This is a genomic window from Paenibacillus sp. FSL K6-2393 (genome assembly GCF_038002545.1).
Lineage (GTDB): Bacteria > Bacillota > Bacilli > Paenibacillales > Paenibacillaceae > Paenibacillus.
In genome coordinates this window covers 239,190-254,931 of sequence record NZ_JBBOCU010000002.1, presented here as the reverse complement: position 1 = coordinate 254,931, position 15,742 = coordinate 239,190, and the positions used below count along the sequence as shown (strand labels likewise).

Here is a 15,742-nt window from a genome sequence, read left to right as displayed (position 1 = left end):
CACTCACATGGCTTTGCGGTAGTCACTTGGTGCCACACCCACCACGTTCTTGAAAGCCCGGTTGAAGGAATTATAGTTCGTATATCCCACTTCTTCACTGATCTCCTGAATGGCCTTATCGGTCTCCTGCATGAGCAGCTTGGCTTTTTCGATGCGATGACTAATGAGCAGATCCACAAACTTCTCCCCAATCTCATCCTTGAAAAGCTTGCTCAGATACTTCGGATTAATATCGAATAGATCACTAAGGTAGTTCAGCGACAGATCAGGATTGTTGTAATGCTCTTCGATGTATTTGCGAATCTCCAGAATATGTGATCTGTGTTTTCGGGAACAATGCAGCGTCTGCATCTGCAGCGCCAGTTCTCTGAACCCTTCCCAGCACAGCTCACGCAGGTCATCTAACGTCTCCCAGCCCTCAAGCCTTGGGAGAAGCGGGGTGAATATAACGGCCCACGAATCCTGATACTCCCGTGGAAGTTCGGCAAATTCCCGATTGTAATGTTGAAATAACAATTGGATCGTATTCATAATCTCCTGACGGGACAGAACAGACTCACTGATTTGTTCAAACAGTCTTTCAAAATGCTTTTCCCACACATCGTCCGATAAACGCATCGCCTGTACCAGCAGTGAGATGGTCTTCAGGAACTCATACACATCATTGGTCGAATTTGGCACATCGCTACACGGAATGATACGATTTATCCCCAGTACAGCCTTGTACTCCAGCGCGTGCACAGCTTCTTTCAATGAAGCTTTCAGCCCCCGAATATCGACAGCAACCCGACCAACACCAATGGTCACGGTGAAGTTCAGATACTGATCGATTCTGTCCAGATAACCAGCGAGCAATCGATGCTCCGTCTCCTCAGCCTGTTCCATGTCCGGAATCCAGAGGATGGCGTACAGACGCTGATCGGAGATCCATTCAGCCCATACTTCCGTTCCTTCATGGCGCGCACTCTCCTGCAGAATACTGGATAACACAAATTTCAGGAGGGATTGGTCCTGATGATACTCCGTCACAAATGCATCATACCGGTCCATCTCAACTACCATGACGGCCCAGCGATGCTCCAGCTCAGGCAGTTTGAACTTTTTCATCTCCGCTGTCAGCTCCATGCTCGTAAAGTCTCGTGTGCCCTCCAGCAACTCCTGAAAGAACATTCTTTTCTGTAAAATCAGATTCTCTTCATGTTCCTCCTGATATTGTCTCGTCTGATCAATCATGCGTTCCAGCGTTGTATGGATGAAGCGGAACTCATTCTCTTTGCCATAGTTCAGTCCGGATTGCTTCTGCGAAGAGACGGTCTGAATTAACGTGACAATCTGCTGAATCGGCTTGTAGTTTCTGCGGGTCACATAGATCACCCACACCACGCCAATCAACACAACCACTACAGCAAAGGCAAACCAGATATTATAAAATTGCAGAGCCCATTTGACGATTTTTCCATTATTGAGACCTGTCTGCACCTTCCAACCGCTATAACTCGACGTAAATTCGGAGAAAACTTCTCCCGACGTGGTTTTAGTAGAAGCTGCAACCCCTCCTGGCATGCTGCTATCCCACAGATTGCCACCCGAACGGTTGAAGATGTTCACAAACGTAAATTCCGGATCATACATCTGCATAATGGATTTTCTCAGGGTACTTAGGTCCACGTTTGTCACCACAAGTCCTTTGCCGTTTCCTACACTTCGCACAATCGTAATCACCTGCTCAGTCGCTTGCGAAGGAAAAGCTCGGAACGCTCGTGCCCCTGCCCACTTCTGTTCATCCCTTGACCGGCTATCTGCAATAAAGTCTGCATCCGGGAACTCTTCAATCGGAACTGCCTTCCCGTTACTGAAGACCGTGCCATCACCATAACGAACGAGATAAATTGAATCGATCAGCGGATACTCTATTTTCAATTCATCAACCACCTGGACCGCCTGAATGCCGGCATACACATCATCGCTGCCAGATACCGAGAAATAATTCTTCAAGTTAGGGTTGGTCAAAATCTCACGCAGTACCTTGAAGTCGATGGAACGCAGGGAGTTGTCCAGATATTGCGTAACCTGTGAGGCCAAAAATTCATTGGCCTTGAGCGCTTCTCTACGGTTCTGTTCATTGAATACTTGAAAGAAAATAAAGAATAGAATGGTCGTCACAATAAAGAAAACAGGCAGATACGATAACAGCAAACGCCTAAACCAATTGTTGTTCATCTCCGAAGATCCCCCCACCATTACTGTTCATGCTGAATGACGACAAACATCTGTGCTGATCGCTAATTTTCCATAAATATTCAGTACATTATATCGGATGACGTGGGGTTGTCATAGGAGAAGACCGTCCCGGTCACGGGTGACAGACGGGACAGCCTCTATATTGAATCCTTCAATTATTGATTCTTCTCAATGGCACGCTGGTAGATCTCAAGGTAATTACTCAGTCCGAGACCATCGAAGCCTTTGACATACGAATCCCATTCCTTATCAATGCTCTTGCTGCCAATAATGAACTGTGCCATATTTGTCTGCACATAATCCTTGATGGCCGTAGTCAGTTGTGCAGCTGATTCCGTATCCTCTGGACGAATAAATACGTTCGCAGGGTATACTTCTTTGGGTGCATAAGGTTCATACACATTGGTAGCTTGAGCCAGACGTGTACCATAACCCTCTGCTTCTAGAGGATTCTGTCCTTCCGCAAACAGATTACGGAACGTGTTGGATAAGTCATGCGCTCCGATCTGTGACCAGCTCTCGTTCACAACAACGTTCGGATCACGCTCAGGCAGGTTGTAGTAGCTGTATTTGGCCGGCTCGCCATTGATGTTTTTCTCATCGGCATCTGCCTTCTTCCAGCCTTTGCCTTCAGTTGGACCATACTCCGCGTACAGCGCACCTTCTTCACTGAACATGTAGTCTACAATTTTGATAGCGGCAATCTGCTGTGCTTCTGTCGCTTTGTTGGTGATGGCAAACTCAAACTCACCTACGCTCTGCGTGGCGCCTGTCGTCTGCACTCCATCGGGTCCTTTCAATGGAGGAACGATCTCCCAGTGCTGGTGACGGGTGATGTCTTTGTCATAGGTATTCACGAGATAACTGACCAGCGCCGTCGTAATGGAACCGACCACTTCATCGCCTTCCTTGTTCCCCAGCTGTCCAATCGCCTGATCGTTTTGCGTGAAGGAAGCCGGATCAATCAGGCCATCTGCATACAGCTTGTTCATGTACTCCAGCCCTTTCTTCCAGCCTTCCTGATTGGCGGCAAAACTCACCTTGCCATCGTTCACGATCAGGTATTTGTCGTTATCATTGTATATAAAGCTATTCATCAGGTAGGCATCAATGTTGCCATTCCATACATACTTGTTCGGTGCGCCCGTGAGTGGAATCTCGTCCGCTTTCCCGTTACCATTCGGATCTTGTGTCTTAAACGCCTTTAGAACGGTATACAGTTCATCAGTTGTGGTTGGCATTTTCAGACCCAGATTATCGAGCCACTCCGTGTTGATCCAGTATTTCTGTGCATACGTGCAGTGGTAACATTCATTGAAGATTGGCAAAGCATAGATGTTGCCATCCGGTGCCGTGATGGCTTCTTTGAAGTATGGCTTCTCTTCCATAATCTTGGTCAGGTTCGGACCATACTCCTTAATCAGATCCTGTAGCGGAAGGAACACGCCCTGTTTTCCATAGGTTTGAAGATCTGAGGTGGTGAACTTGCCGTGAAGAAACACTTCCGGATAATCACCACTGGCTAGCAGCAATTGTCTGCGATCCTGCAAAGCGTCCGTTGGGGCCAGATCCCATTTTAGGGTAACGTCGAACTTGTCTTCGATAAATTGGGTAAATTCATTCTCTTCCATGGACGCTTTGCCTTGCGGAGCAAAGAGGGTCATGGTTACAGGACCGCCGCTCTCCCCGCTACCGTCGCTACTTCCACCCGATTCCTCGGATGAACTGCATGCGGACAACAAAGCCATCGAAGCAAAGACCAGAAACAACATCGAAATCCAAGATTTTCTCAATCTGACTCCTCCTTTTTGTTTATAACGGCAAATTATTGACTTGTACTGCACGTATATAAAATCGACCCCGGAAGCCGGCGTGTTCCTTCCACCTCCTTTCAAGAGGCAACCGGGCTTAATTCACAAGGATTAACCTTTGAGGGAACCCACCATGACCCCTTTAACAAAATGCTTCTGTACAAATGGATACATGATCAGAATTGGAATACTCGCGACAACGATCAGTGCATATTTCAACACCTGCTCGAACCCTTGGTCCCGCATCTGTTGGCTGGTATTGGCAAGCATCGCCGGATCAGCCGCGTTCAGGATGAGCAGATTGCGAAGCACGTATTGCAGAGGGAACAACTTCTCGGAACGCAGGTAGATCAGTGCATCAAAGTACGCATTCCAGTGACCTACGGCATACATGAGTGTCATGACCGCCAGAATGGGCTTTGATAAGGGAAGAACCACGCTGATCAGATACCGGATATCCCGGCAACCATCCATTTCTGCGGCCTCTCCAAGCTCTTCCGGGATGGAAGATTGGAAGAACGTCCTTGCCACGATGACCTGGAACACCGCGAGCGCCCCGGGCAACCACATTGCCCAACGTGTATCCAGCAGGTGTAAGTCCTTCATCAGGAGGTAGGTGGGAATCAGACCACCATCAAAGAACATCGTGATCATCATGAAAATAATGATGGCCCCTCGTCCATAAAACGATTTTCGTGACAAAGGATACGCCAGCATGACGGTCAGCACCACGTTAATGAACGTACCCACCACGGTGTAGATGATCGTGTTATAGAAACCGAGCATAAGCTGTTGGCTTTTGAAAATGGAGATGTACGCCTTAATGTTAAAGTCTACCGGGAACAGCCACACCTGGCCGGATGTCACGGCTCGTGAAGAGCTGAACGAAGAACTGATGATATACAAGAGCGGGTAAAACACCGTTAGCAGTATGGCGAACAGAAAGATGTAGTTAAGTGTCATGAAAATGCGGTCACCGAGCGGGTCCTTGATCCGGTTACGATTAATCAGGTTGAACATGGATAAGCTCCTCCTTTACCACAAGCTGTTCTGGGATACTTTGCGAGATATGCCGTTGACGATAACCAGCAGGATCAGGTTGATAATGGAGTTGAAGAACCCTACTGCCGAGGAGAAGCTGAAATTCGCTCCGATCAGACCCACCTTGTACACATACGTGGAGATGACCTCCGAAGCGCTTGTGTTGAGTGGATTCTGCATCAGGTATATTTTCTCGAAGCCCACGCCCATAATGCTGCCCAGACTCAGAATCAGCATGATAACGGTGACTGGAACGAGCGATGGCAGGTCGATGTGCCATATTTTCCGAAGCCTTGATGCGCCGTCCATCTTTGCTGCTTCATAGAGAGATGGATCAACACCAGCAAGAGCTGCGATATATATTATTGATGAATATCCCATGCCCTGCCACACACCTGACCAGACATAGATCGATTTGAAGTATTCCGGGATGCCCATGAAATTGGTCATCGGGAAGCCGAGCAGTGTGAACAGCTTGTCTACCACGCCCACATGTGGGGAGAGCATCAGAATGATAATGGATACCATGACAACGGTGGAGATAAAATGCGGAGCGTAGGTAACCATCTGTACGGTCTTCTTGAAGTAACCCGTTCGAATCTCATTCAGCGCCAGGGCCAGCAGGATCGGAATAGGGAAACCGGCAATTAAGGAATAGAAGCTAATGCCTATCGTGTTTTTGATTAACAGCCAGAAGTTTGGAGATTGGAAGAAGGCCTCAAAGTGTTTGAATCCGACCCACGGGCTTCCCCAGATTCCTTTGACCACACTGAAGTCCTTGAAGGCGATCTGGACACCCACCATAGGGATGTACTTGAAGATCAACAGATACAACACCGGGGGCAGCACGAGCAGGTAGAGCTCCCAGTGTTTCTTGAGGCTTTTGATGAATGGATGCTGCCGCTTGGGCTCCACATGTTTCCTCTGCTGGAGTTCCATCTTGGCGGGTATGCTTTCCGTAGCTCGACTCATTTGCGTCACTCCTTCTACACCTCAAGTGTAATAATACATTACATTTACATCCCTTAAACATCCTTTTTTCTGTTCCTAGTTCCTTGTTCAACAAAGATGATGTAAACATTCATATCAGGTAGCGCTTTCTTGATTTGATAGTACATCGCACGGTAAACTTTTATCAATTTGCAATTTTCTCCGACTTCTCTTTATTCCACAAACCCTTGTGTGACAAGCAATTGCGAGCCATTTCTATTGGGAATTGTGTCCCTTATGTATGAATAAAAAAATCCCGGAGGTGGTTATATCTCCCCCGGAATTGACATGGCATTCTATGTGCTTGTGACCAGCCTGAACGTATGTGTGATCGGCGCTTCAATGGTTGTAGCGGATTGTGGCAGTTCCACGAGAAGTCCGACTTCCGTATGCTGATACGAAAGTACGTCATCGCTACCGATGAGTTCGATCCGCTCTACCTTTTCCAGATAAGGAATGACCAACTGTGGTTGTACGGTCTCATTCTCATTTCGGTATATACGGAAGGCATATACGGTGTTGATCTCTTCTTTCTGTGTGAAAGCCCAATCTTTCGTAAAATATGGCCCGCAGATCCGGGTTCCATAGACGCCTTCTCCATGAGTACCTAACCATTCACCGAGGCCCTTGATGCCTCGAATTGCCCCTTTTGGCAGACGCCCATCGGGTTGCGGTCCTACATTCAGCGCCAGGTTACCACCCTTGGACACGACTTCGAGCAGAATATGTGCCAGCTGTCTTCCCGTTTTATACTGATCATCGAAACCAAAAGCAAAGGAGTTGCCCACGGTAATACAGCTTTCCCATGGAATGTTCATCGGATGTTCCGGTATGGTCTGCTCGGGGGTAACGATATTCTCATACGGTCCACCGACGGTGCGATCTGCAGACAGGAGCCAAGGTTGTGTGGTCTGACGCGCCCGTTCCACGACTTCTCCCAGCCTGATATCCTGACCATGGCGACCTTCGCGCACCCATCCAGCATCCAGCCACAGACATTCGATTCGCCCGTAATTCGTCAGCAGCTCCATGATCTGCTCATGCGTGAACTCCACGAATTTCTCCCACAGCCACGGATATTTATGGGGATCATACGAAGGCCCGCGCCACATATGACGTCCACGCTCCATGCCCGGTGCCCAGTAATACGGAGTATGCCAGTCCGCTTTGGAGAAATACGCTGAGATGCCGAGTCCTTTGGCCCGAAAAGCGTCAAATAGTGATCGACAGATGTCCGCATACTTATGGGTATGAAAAGGCGTGTCCTTACCCGTAATCCGGTAATCCGTCGTCTTGGTATCCCACATGCAGAAACCGTCATGGTGTTTGGTGGTGAACAGGAAGTATTTGAACCCGTTATCTGCCGCCATCTGTGCCCATTCCTCGGGCTGGAAGCGAATCGGATTGAAAGTTTTGTTCAGATCGAAATATTCCCGCTTGAAGTCTTCCATGTCATCCGTCCAGTCGATGTCATCGCGCGACCAATCGCCATCCTCGTCGCTCAGCGCCCAGGACTCTACGAGGCCAAGCTGGGAATACGGCCCCCAGTGCATCATCAGCCCCAGCTTCTGGTCCTTGAACCACTCCAGCCGCTCATTCAGCAACGGGTCCTCCGGTTTGATCCACTCTTCCTCTTTGCTAAAATTGTGCACGCCGGCTTCGACAATCTGCTCTTCCTGCTCCAGTACGGTTTCTTTGGTTTCGCTCATCCTGTTTCATCTCCTTTGGATTGGATGTCATACGCTGAACACATTGCTTTACACTCGGCCACTACGCGGTCAGAATAATCTTCCGATCGCTGTTATCCCCAGATTTTTTGATTATTTCCCTAAAGGGAAAATCCGGGGATAAAGGCGAGCGCTTTGCTTCTTCAGATTTCTCTGCCCTCTCCGTTATCGTGTAACGTTTAGTTCAACTAAGAAGGACATAGTAAGCCCTGTCACTGTTAGCGTGGTAGGATCTTCCGAAGCTTTAGCTTCGCTGCTTCGGATTGATTTTGCACCCTCCGTTTTGGCGTGAACGGTAGGTTTAACTATTAAGGGGCGTAGTAACTCCGTTATTTCGATTGCGGTGCCTCTCCAACTACTATGGAATTTCCCTTCTTCCTATAGGGAAATCCAAGCGGCTGATCCTGGCGAATGGGTAGAGAATTTTCTAAGGAACACAGGGCGTCTTATTTAGCCTTTTGGTCCTCTTTTTAAATTGTAAGGAACATCAGACACGTTATTTCCCGAAATTAGGTGGTAAAAACGCTGTAAACTGCTGTTTATTCTTATATAGCGTGGGCTAGGTTCCTTAGATTTCTGCTAGCGCTTCAAATCCTTGAATAAGACGCCTCAGATTCGTTAGCGCTCGCTCCCTACTCTGCTCCAACGGCGAGCGGGAAGGACGACTCCGAATCCGCCCGGAGCGGAGCCTTTCATTGAAAAGGAGCGAATTGCTCATAACGTTCAATGCCACGGGAGTAGTAAAGTATCAACTTGGAGCATCTCCGTATTGCAAAGCCCCTTTACAGCGTGATTTCGCGACCCTGACGGGCTGATTCGTAGATGGCACAGAGCATTTTCATCACTTCGACGCCGTCCTCGACGGGACTAAGTGTTTCTTTGCGGCCCTGTGTACTATCGATAAAATGGTTGATTTCATTGCGGAACGAACCCATAAAGTCGAATGATTTGAAATCTACCTGTGGAGTCATGTTCAAAATGGTGTTGAATTTCTCACCGATGATCGAAATTTCCGGCTCCAGCTCGGCACCGCCTTTGTCGCCATATAGTTTGACCGAAGTCTCATCCGCTTTGGCATGGAGCGTGAAACTGACATCCACGAGCAGGCTCGCGCCGTTCTCGAAACGAATCAGGGCATTTGCCATATCCTCTACGGTGTTTTGCTCCGCGTCATAGTCGGCTGCTTTGTAGAACGACAGATTGTTAATGTTCGAGCGGTTCCCCAATCGGTTGGACACGTTAGCGGAGACGGATTTCACCTTCGGTCTACCCATCAGATACCAGCAAATGTCGATCACATGCACCCCGATATCAATCAGCGGGCCGCCGCCAGAGCGTTTGACATCCGAGAACCAGCCACCCGGATTGCCCAGACGACGCAGACTGGAGGCTTTGGCATAATAGATCTCGCCCAGTTCACCCTCATCAATAAACTTCTTCAGAATCTGTGCATTGTCGCTATAGCGGCGAACAAAACCAACTTGTAGCAACTTTCCGCTGCGATGGACCGCTTTTTCTACTTCGAGGGCATCCTCCACCGTTTGGCAGAGTGGTTTCTCACACAGCACGTTTTTGCCCGCGTCCAGGGCAGCAATACTAATCTCCGCATGGGAGTCGTTCCATGTGCAGATGCTGACGGAATGAATCTCGGGCAGTGCGAGCAATTCTTTGTAATCGGTAAACACATGAGGTGCATCATATTGCTTTGCCACTTCTGTGGCACGTGCTTCATTCAGGTCACAGATAGCGTATATTTCAACGTCAGGGTTACTAGCGTAGGCTTGCAAATGGCAATCGGATATGGATCCGGCACCGATGACGGCGACTTTCAATTTGGACATAGTGCTGATTCCTCCATAAATAAAATAATTGACGTCCAGCGGGTAGACGTTCCGGTTGCGAATCGTTCTTCCGATCGCTCTTATCCCCAGATTTCTTTAATCCCCTTATTGCAAAGGGGAAATCCGGTGATAAAGGCGAACACTTCGTTTCTTCAGAATCGATTTCGCCCCCTCCACTACTTTTCCTGACTGAACTAACTTTCTGTTTGAACCATACGTAACAAGTCATATTTCATTTAAAACAAGTACTCAGCCCTATGCCTCTTCCCATAGGCGGCGGACGTTATCCATGGCAATGCGTGAGGCCGTTTTGCAATCTTCCATGCCTTCAAATTCAACCGAGATATATCCGTCATACCCGGATTGTTTCAACACACGGAATACCTCAGGCATGTCGATATCGCCATGGCCCACAATGGCACCGCGGAGGTAATTGCCATGCGAGGTTTGGAACCAGCCTTCACCGGGATTTCGGTACGAAGGTCTCCAGTAGAAGTCTTTGGCGTGCACGATCGACGCATACGGAATGTTATTTTTTACGGCACTCACCGGATCTTCATCCACGCAGAGGAAATTGCCCACATCCAGTGTGGTCTTGAAGTTGCTCCGCGCTGTTTCGTGTAACAAACGCTGAATTCGCTCACTTGACTGCACATAGTACCCATGGTTCTCGACGCTTGTTGTGATTCCAAAACCTGCTGCATAATCGGCTATCCGCTGACAGGCTTTCACCAGTTCCGGTAGGTCGATCTCGAACTGTGCTAAAGTTCCCTCTGGTGCAGGGCGGAAAGCCACGTCATGACGCATCAACTTCACGCCGAGCGCTGCAGCCACGTCCACATGTCGCATCACATTCTGGATCTCTTGCTCCAACGCTTCGGCGTCCTCCTGCACAGCAAAGTTAGCGCCGATAGCATAATTGGAAATATCGATTCCTACCTCTTTTGCCACAGCTTTGATCTCATTAACTAACTCCGGATTATCGATCAGACTGAATCCCATCGGAACAATCTCCACATGTTCTCCGCCCTGATCGGCAATCCAGCGAATGGCATCGGGCACGGTTAATTCTTTACGATCCAATGCTTGTTGCAGACTGTAAGTGCTGAGTCCAACTTTCATTTTCCCTCATCCTCTCCTGTAGGACGTGTCTCAAAACTCACTGAAGTGCATCTTTTACCGCCTTTTCGCCCCCTGCTGCGTCACTTTCCCTTGACGTGCCCCGGCACGCCTGCGGAAAATCTCCTTGCTTGGAACGAAAATTCGGGAAAATCTGCGTCCTTCGGAGTTTTCAGACACGCCCTAGTCGATGTCCATACCCAACGTATACCTTTTTCTGGCGGACACGACAATTATCAATAATCGTTTGGCTCTACTATTTTCCTTTTCCTAGCCCAAATCCGGTGTATCCACAAACGTTACGGCCAGTTCAGCCGTCTGATGAAGCTCGAATACGATGATTTCATTATCACCTTCACGAAGAAGCGGGGCAGGTACATACAACGTTTTTTGCGGTCCTTTATTCCAGTAGCGCCCCAGATTGAATCCGTTTACAAATACAACTCCCTTGGTCCAGCTATCCAGTCGCAGAAAAGTATCTCTTACATCCGTGATATTAAACTCTCCTCGATAAAATGCTGGTCCCTGTACTTCATTAATTGTTTCATTAATTGCTTCGCTAATCACATTACTAAATTGCAAACCCGACAGATTAGTTAATGGCAGACAATGAATCGTCCAATCATATAAAAATTGAAATCCATGTCGCACACCCTCCGTAATCCCCTTCGGCTCTCTCAGATACGGGCCATAGTTGATTCGTCCCATATTTTCGACAAGGATCAATAGATCTACGCCCTCTGGCGGCACTGCAAAGGATACCGATAATTCGGTATTCCCCCGTTCGAGCACGCCCTGAAATTGCCCATCAACAAACACAAGCGCACGGTCACGCACCTCCTGAATCACCAGTTCCTGTCGCTCTCTAGGCCCGGAAATTCGGGTTTGATAACAAATAAATCCATAATCTTGACCCAGCTTCTCCATCGGTTCTGGATTCGTACGATGCAACGGGACTGATATCCGGTCCAACTGCGCCAGTAATGGCGCCTGCTGATTTAACTCCAATCGCCCATAGCCGATAGTCCCCTTCGATTCTGGCAGCACAAGCTCACCCAGACCGCTGTCGCTATACCGAGCAATAAGGTCCCTCACCGCATGGAACTTCGCTGTCGGCTTCCCGGATTCGCTGAGCAGTGAATCGTAGTCGTAACTTGTAATTGTGGGTTCGTATTGATCCTTCTGCTGACAGTTCGCCCCATTGTAAAATCCAAAGTTTGTTCCACCGTGGAACATATAAAAGTTAACCGAAGCTCCTGCTCGAAGCATCTCCTCAAACACAACAGCCACATCTGCGGCTTCTCGGGTATGATGCGACTCACCCCAGTGGTCGAACCAGCCGTTCCAATACTCCATGCACATCAAAGGTTCTTCTGCCTGATATTCACGCAGCTTGGCAAACGTTCCCTGCGTCCCTGATCCAAAATTGACTGTAGCCAGATGCCCCTGCACTGATCCCGCTTGCAGCATGTGGTCTGTCGGTCCATCCGAGGTAAATAACAACACATCCATACCGCGCTCCACCATGCCATCCCGTAAATATTGCAGGTAACTCGCGTCGTTCCCGAAGCTGCCGTACTCATTTTCAATCTGCATCGCGATGATCGGTCCGCCTTGGGTACTAAGAAGAGGTTTCAATCTGGGCAAAAGCACATCATAATAACGATCCACATTCGCCAGAAATTTTGCATCATTACACCGCAGACGAATATCATCATCAGCGAGCAGCCAGGAAGGTAGCCCACCAAACTCCCACTCGGCACATATATAAGGACTTGGACGAACAATCACATGCAGACCAACATCTCCCGCAATGCGAATAAAACGTTCGAGATCAGCCATGCCCTCAAAACGATATTGCCCCGGCTTCGGCTCATGGACATTCCACGGCACATATGTTTCCACTGTATTGAAACCGCAGGCTTTCAGCTTGAGTAGCCGGTCCTCCCAATATTCGGGGACCACTCTGAAATAATGGATGGCACCCGACAAAATCCGAATGGGCTCGCCATCATACATGAATTGTGAACCTTTATACGTTAGCAACGCCATTTGGCCCCCCCTCCCCGCTCGCTCAGATATATGCCTAACCCGGACAACGTAGGATACCATCTGGATTCATGAATGGTTAATCGCATCTTTCTCGATGTGACCTGTGGGAAACAGCAAATTCGCTTATACCCCACCACCGTCCCCTTGTAAAACTCTTCCCAACCACCATCTGCTCTCTGCGACTCCAGTGTAAAACGCTCAATCCGTTGGCCTGTCTGGATATGTTCCATCAGTACCACCCGGTCAAACGATCGTTCCTCCTGCAAATCCAGCTCGATCCAAGCCTGCTCCGTTCCTTCGTGAGGACACCAATACGTTTCCCGGCGTTCCGTCAGCACTTCCGATACGGCATGTTGTTCATCCATCGTCTCCGATGCTTTTACCAGCGCCTGCAAGGCGAAATTTTCCTGAAAAATGGTGCGCAGCGAATCTCCCAATTCCTGTAGTCGCTCAACATCCGTTTCGTGAATGAGACCACGCGTATCAGGTGGCAGATTGAGTAAAAAGGTGGCATTGCCCCCCACTGCGCCGTAATAGACGGCGAGCAGTTCTTCCAGTGTTTTGACCTGATCATCTTCACTGGCATGATAGAACCATCCCGGGCGAATTGAGGTATTCACCTCGGCAGGGTACCAGATCAGTTGGTCACCTTGGGAACGAATGACCTCTCGGCTTCCCAAATCACTGTCCTGCGTATTGATCCTTGTGGCAAACTCACCATCATCCACCTGTTGCGATTGCTCCTGAATCTTCTCATTATCCTGCATATGCGCTGGCACAACGCTCCATTCCGAATCACGCGTATGTCCCGCTTCATTGCCACACCAACGTACATCCGGGCCACATACCGAGATGACAGCTTCGGGCTGAAGTTCACGAATAAGCGCATAATAGGTGTCCCAGTCATAGACCTGCCTTTTGCCATTCGGACCCTCACCACATGCACCATCGAACCATACACAGAAGATGTCGCCATAATTCGTGAGTAGCTCGCGCAACTGATGGAGGAAAAACTCGTTATACCTCTCGGAATCTCCATAAGTGGCTTCATGCCGATCCCAAGGAGACAGGTACACGCCAAACTTCAATCCACCCTCACGGCAGGCATCGGCGACTTCCCGAACCAAATCCCCCGCACCGTTCCTCCACGGACTGGCTGCAACCGTATGCTCTGTAAACTGGCTTGGCCACAAACAAAATCCATCATGATGCTTACACGTCAAAATCAGTCCCTTCATCCCGGCAGCCTTGCACGCCTGCACCCATTGCGCTGCGCTCAGTTCAGAAGGATTGAAAATCGCCGGGTCTTCCTCCCCAGTGCCCCATTCCTGATCCGTAAATGTATTTACCGTAAAATGAATAAACGCGTAGAACTCCATCTCCTGCCATCTCAGCTGGCGTTCGGATGGGCTGACCTGTGCTGCGGACTTAATCCATTCGGCTGGTTGCAGTTCATAATTCATGGCGTATCACTCCTTTTATTTAGCGCATCCCTATATCATTGGACCACCCTTGCTTGGACCGCTACTCAGTACACTACTGTCCATGAATGGCTGTGATGCAAGCAATAACTGCTGCTTAGCTTCTTCAACCAAATGTGGATCAATGGGATAATTAAAGCTGCCTTTGTACCTCACGCCTGATCCCATATGTATCTCTGTGATACCCGTCTGACTCACTAGCGTTTGAATTCCCTCTATGGTGACCCCCGACCCTGCCATGACAGCGATGTTCAAGGTTTGCCCCAGGTCCTGGAGCTGTTTCAGTTCCAGTATGGCTTCAGGCGCTGTCTGTTTCCCTCCCGATGTAAGCACACGCTCCACGTTTCCCAATGTGTTAATGGCCTTGAGCGCCTCAGTCAGGCTTGTGCTCACATCAATTGCCCGATGAAACGTAACGCCCAAACCCTGTGCTTCGGCCATACATGATTGCAAGGATATGAGGTCGACTTCACCAGCTCCTGTAAGAGCGCCGATCACGATGCCAGCGGCTCCAAGTTCCCTCGCCACGCGTACATCCCTGGTCATAGCGTGGATGTCATCTGCGCTATAGCGGAACGAGCGGCTATGCGGACGGATCATGACATACACTGGGATGGAGACTTGAGACAGCACATGCTCCATGACGCCATAACTGGGAGTAAGTCCTCCTTCAGACATCGCAGACACCAGCTCAATCCGATCAGCCCCTCCCTCCTCAGCTGCCTTGGCATCTTCCACATCCACAGCAATGACTTCCAATACAGGCTGTCTCTTCATAAGGATCGCTCCCTTCACTTCATCGTAGATTATTCCAGAACCGTTAACCCTTATCGATAGACATCACTCGAACTGCACACAGCCTGATCCATGACATAAAGGACCGACTGAACGCTTCATCAGCGCTCCTGCGGTCCTTCTTCATCATTATGGGCGACGGTCAGCTTCTCGGAACGCAATCCGAATAGGCTGACCTTCCTGAAAGATATATTGTTTGTAGGCAATGATCTTCATGATTGGATTCTCCTTTGAGGACCGAATGGGGGAGGCTGGCAAAAAGAGAGCGCAACCGATTTCATCACTTCATCTAATGAATTTTGTTATTTTTGTTATTTATAATGTTATTATTTATTAGCAATAGTCTAAAACGTTAGGATCAGAACGTCAATACAAAAAAAGACACCCGGAGGGTGTCTTCGTGTCTTGGATAACCTTCCGGTTATCCGAGCTTTTTCTATTTTTTACGCCGAGCCTTCGTCATTCGATTAAACATAATCAGAGCAGCAATAATCATGGCTATCATGGCAATATTACTCGCCACTTCTTGTGATAATCCGAAAAGCACTCCCAGGTTAGTCACCAGGCCTCTCACAATCAGCGCCACCACAACCAGCAGGATTGGACTCAAAAAATTATAATTTCTCATTCCTCGCAACACCCCT

General features: G+C 48.8%; 12 protein-coding genes. All 12 read right to left on the bottom strand.

Going from position 1 to position 15,742, the window contains the following annotated elements:
• Positions 1–3 precede the first annotated feature (3 nt).
• Entirely contained in the window at positions 4–2,220 is a 2,217-nt protein-coding gene (locus tag MHI14_RS28240) for a helix-turn-helix domain-containing protein (RefSeq protein ID WP_341131837.1), read from the bottom strand.
• Positions 2,221–2,396: 176 nt separating this feature from the next.
• The gene (locus MHI14_RS28235; protein WP_083679689.1) at positions 2,397–4,034 is read right to left on the bottom strand and encodes an extracellular solute-binding protein; all 1,638 of its coding nucleotides are present in this window, start codon (positions 4,032–4,034) and stop codon (positions 2,397–2,399) included.
• A 129-nt stretch (positions 4,035–4,163) separates the two neighbouring features.
• Entirely contained in the window at positions 4,164–5,072 is a 909-nt protein-coding gene (locus tag MHI14_RS28230; RefSeq protein WP_082763028.1) for a carbohydrate ABC transporter permease, read from the bottom strand.
• 15 nt (positions 5,073–5,087) lie between these two features.
• Positions 5,088–6,065, bottom strand: a complete 978-nt coding sequence (locus MHI14_RS28225) for an ABC transporter permease (RefSeq protein WP_074093076.1) — start codon at positions 6,063–6,065, stop codon at positions 5,088–5,090.
• A gap of 314 nt (positions 6,066–6,379) precedes the next feature.
• Positions 6,380–7,792, bottom strand: a complete 1,413-nt coding sequence (locus MHI14_RS28220) for an alpha-L-fucosidase (protein ID WP_341131836.1) — start codon at positions 7,790–7,792, stop codon at positions 6,380–6,382.
• Positions 7,793–8,592: 800 nt separating this feature from the next.
• The gene (locus MHI14_RS28215; RefSeq protein ID WP_341131835.1) at positions 8,593–9,651 is read right to left on the bottom strand and encodes a Gfo/Idh/MocA family protein; all 1,059 of its coding nucleotides are present in this window, start codon (positions 9,649–9,651) and stop codon (positions 8,593–8,595) included.
• A 255-nt stretch (positions 9,652–9,906) separates the two neighbouring features.
• On the bottom strand, positions 9,907–10,773 hold the full coding sequence (locus MHI14_RS28210; protein WP_341131834.1) for a sugar phosphate isomerase/epimerase family protein: 867 nt from the start codon (positions 10,771–10,773) through the stop codon (positions 9,907–9,909).
• Positions 10,774–10,827: 54 nt separating this feature from the next.
• On the bottom strand, positions 10,828–10,950 hold the full coding sequence (locus tag MHI14_RS28205; RefSeq protein WP_341131833.1) for a hypothetical protein: 123 nt from the start codon (positions 10,948–10,950) through the stop codon (positions 10,828–10,830).
• Positions 10,951–11,040: 90 nt separating this feature from the next.
• A complete protein-coding gene (locus tag MHI14_RS28200) occupies positions 11,041–12,822 on the bottom strand; it encodes a glycoside hydrolase family 35 protein (protein WP_341131832.1) in 1,782 nt (593 codons plus the stop codon).
• Entirely contained in the window at positions 12,810–14,285 is a 1,476-nt protein-coding gene (locus MHI14_RS28195; protein ID WP_341131831.1) for an alpha-L-fucosidase, read from the bottom strand. Before MHI14_RS28195 ends, MHI14_RS28200 begins: the two co-directional genes overlap by 13 nt.
• A gap of 30 nt (positions 14,286–14,315) precedes the next feature.
• Positions 14,316–15,080, bottom strand: a complete 765-nt coding sequence (locus MHI14_RS28190) for a copper homeostasis protein CutC (protein WP_341131830.1) — start codon at positions 15,078–15,080, stop codon at positions 14,316–14,318.
• 454 nt (positions 15,081–15,534) lie between these two features.
• Positions 15,535–15,726, bottom strand: a complete 192-nt coding sequence (locus tag MHI14_RS28185; RefSeq protein ID WP_062837718.1) for a hypothetical protein — start codon at positions 15,724–15,726, stop codon at positions 15,535–15,537.
• Positions 15,727–15,742: the final 16 nt, after the last annotated feature.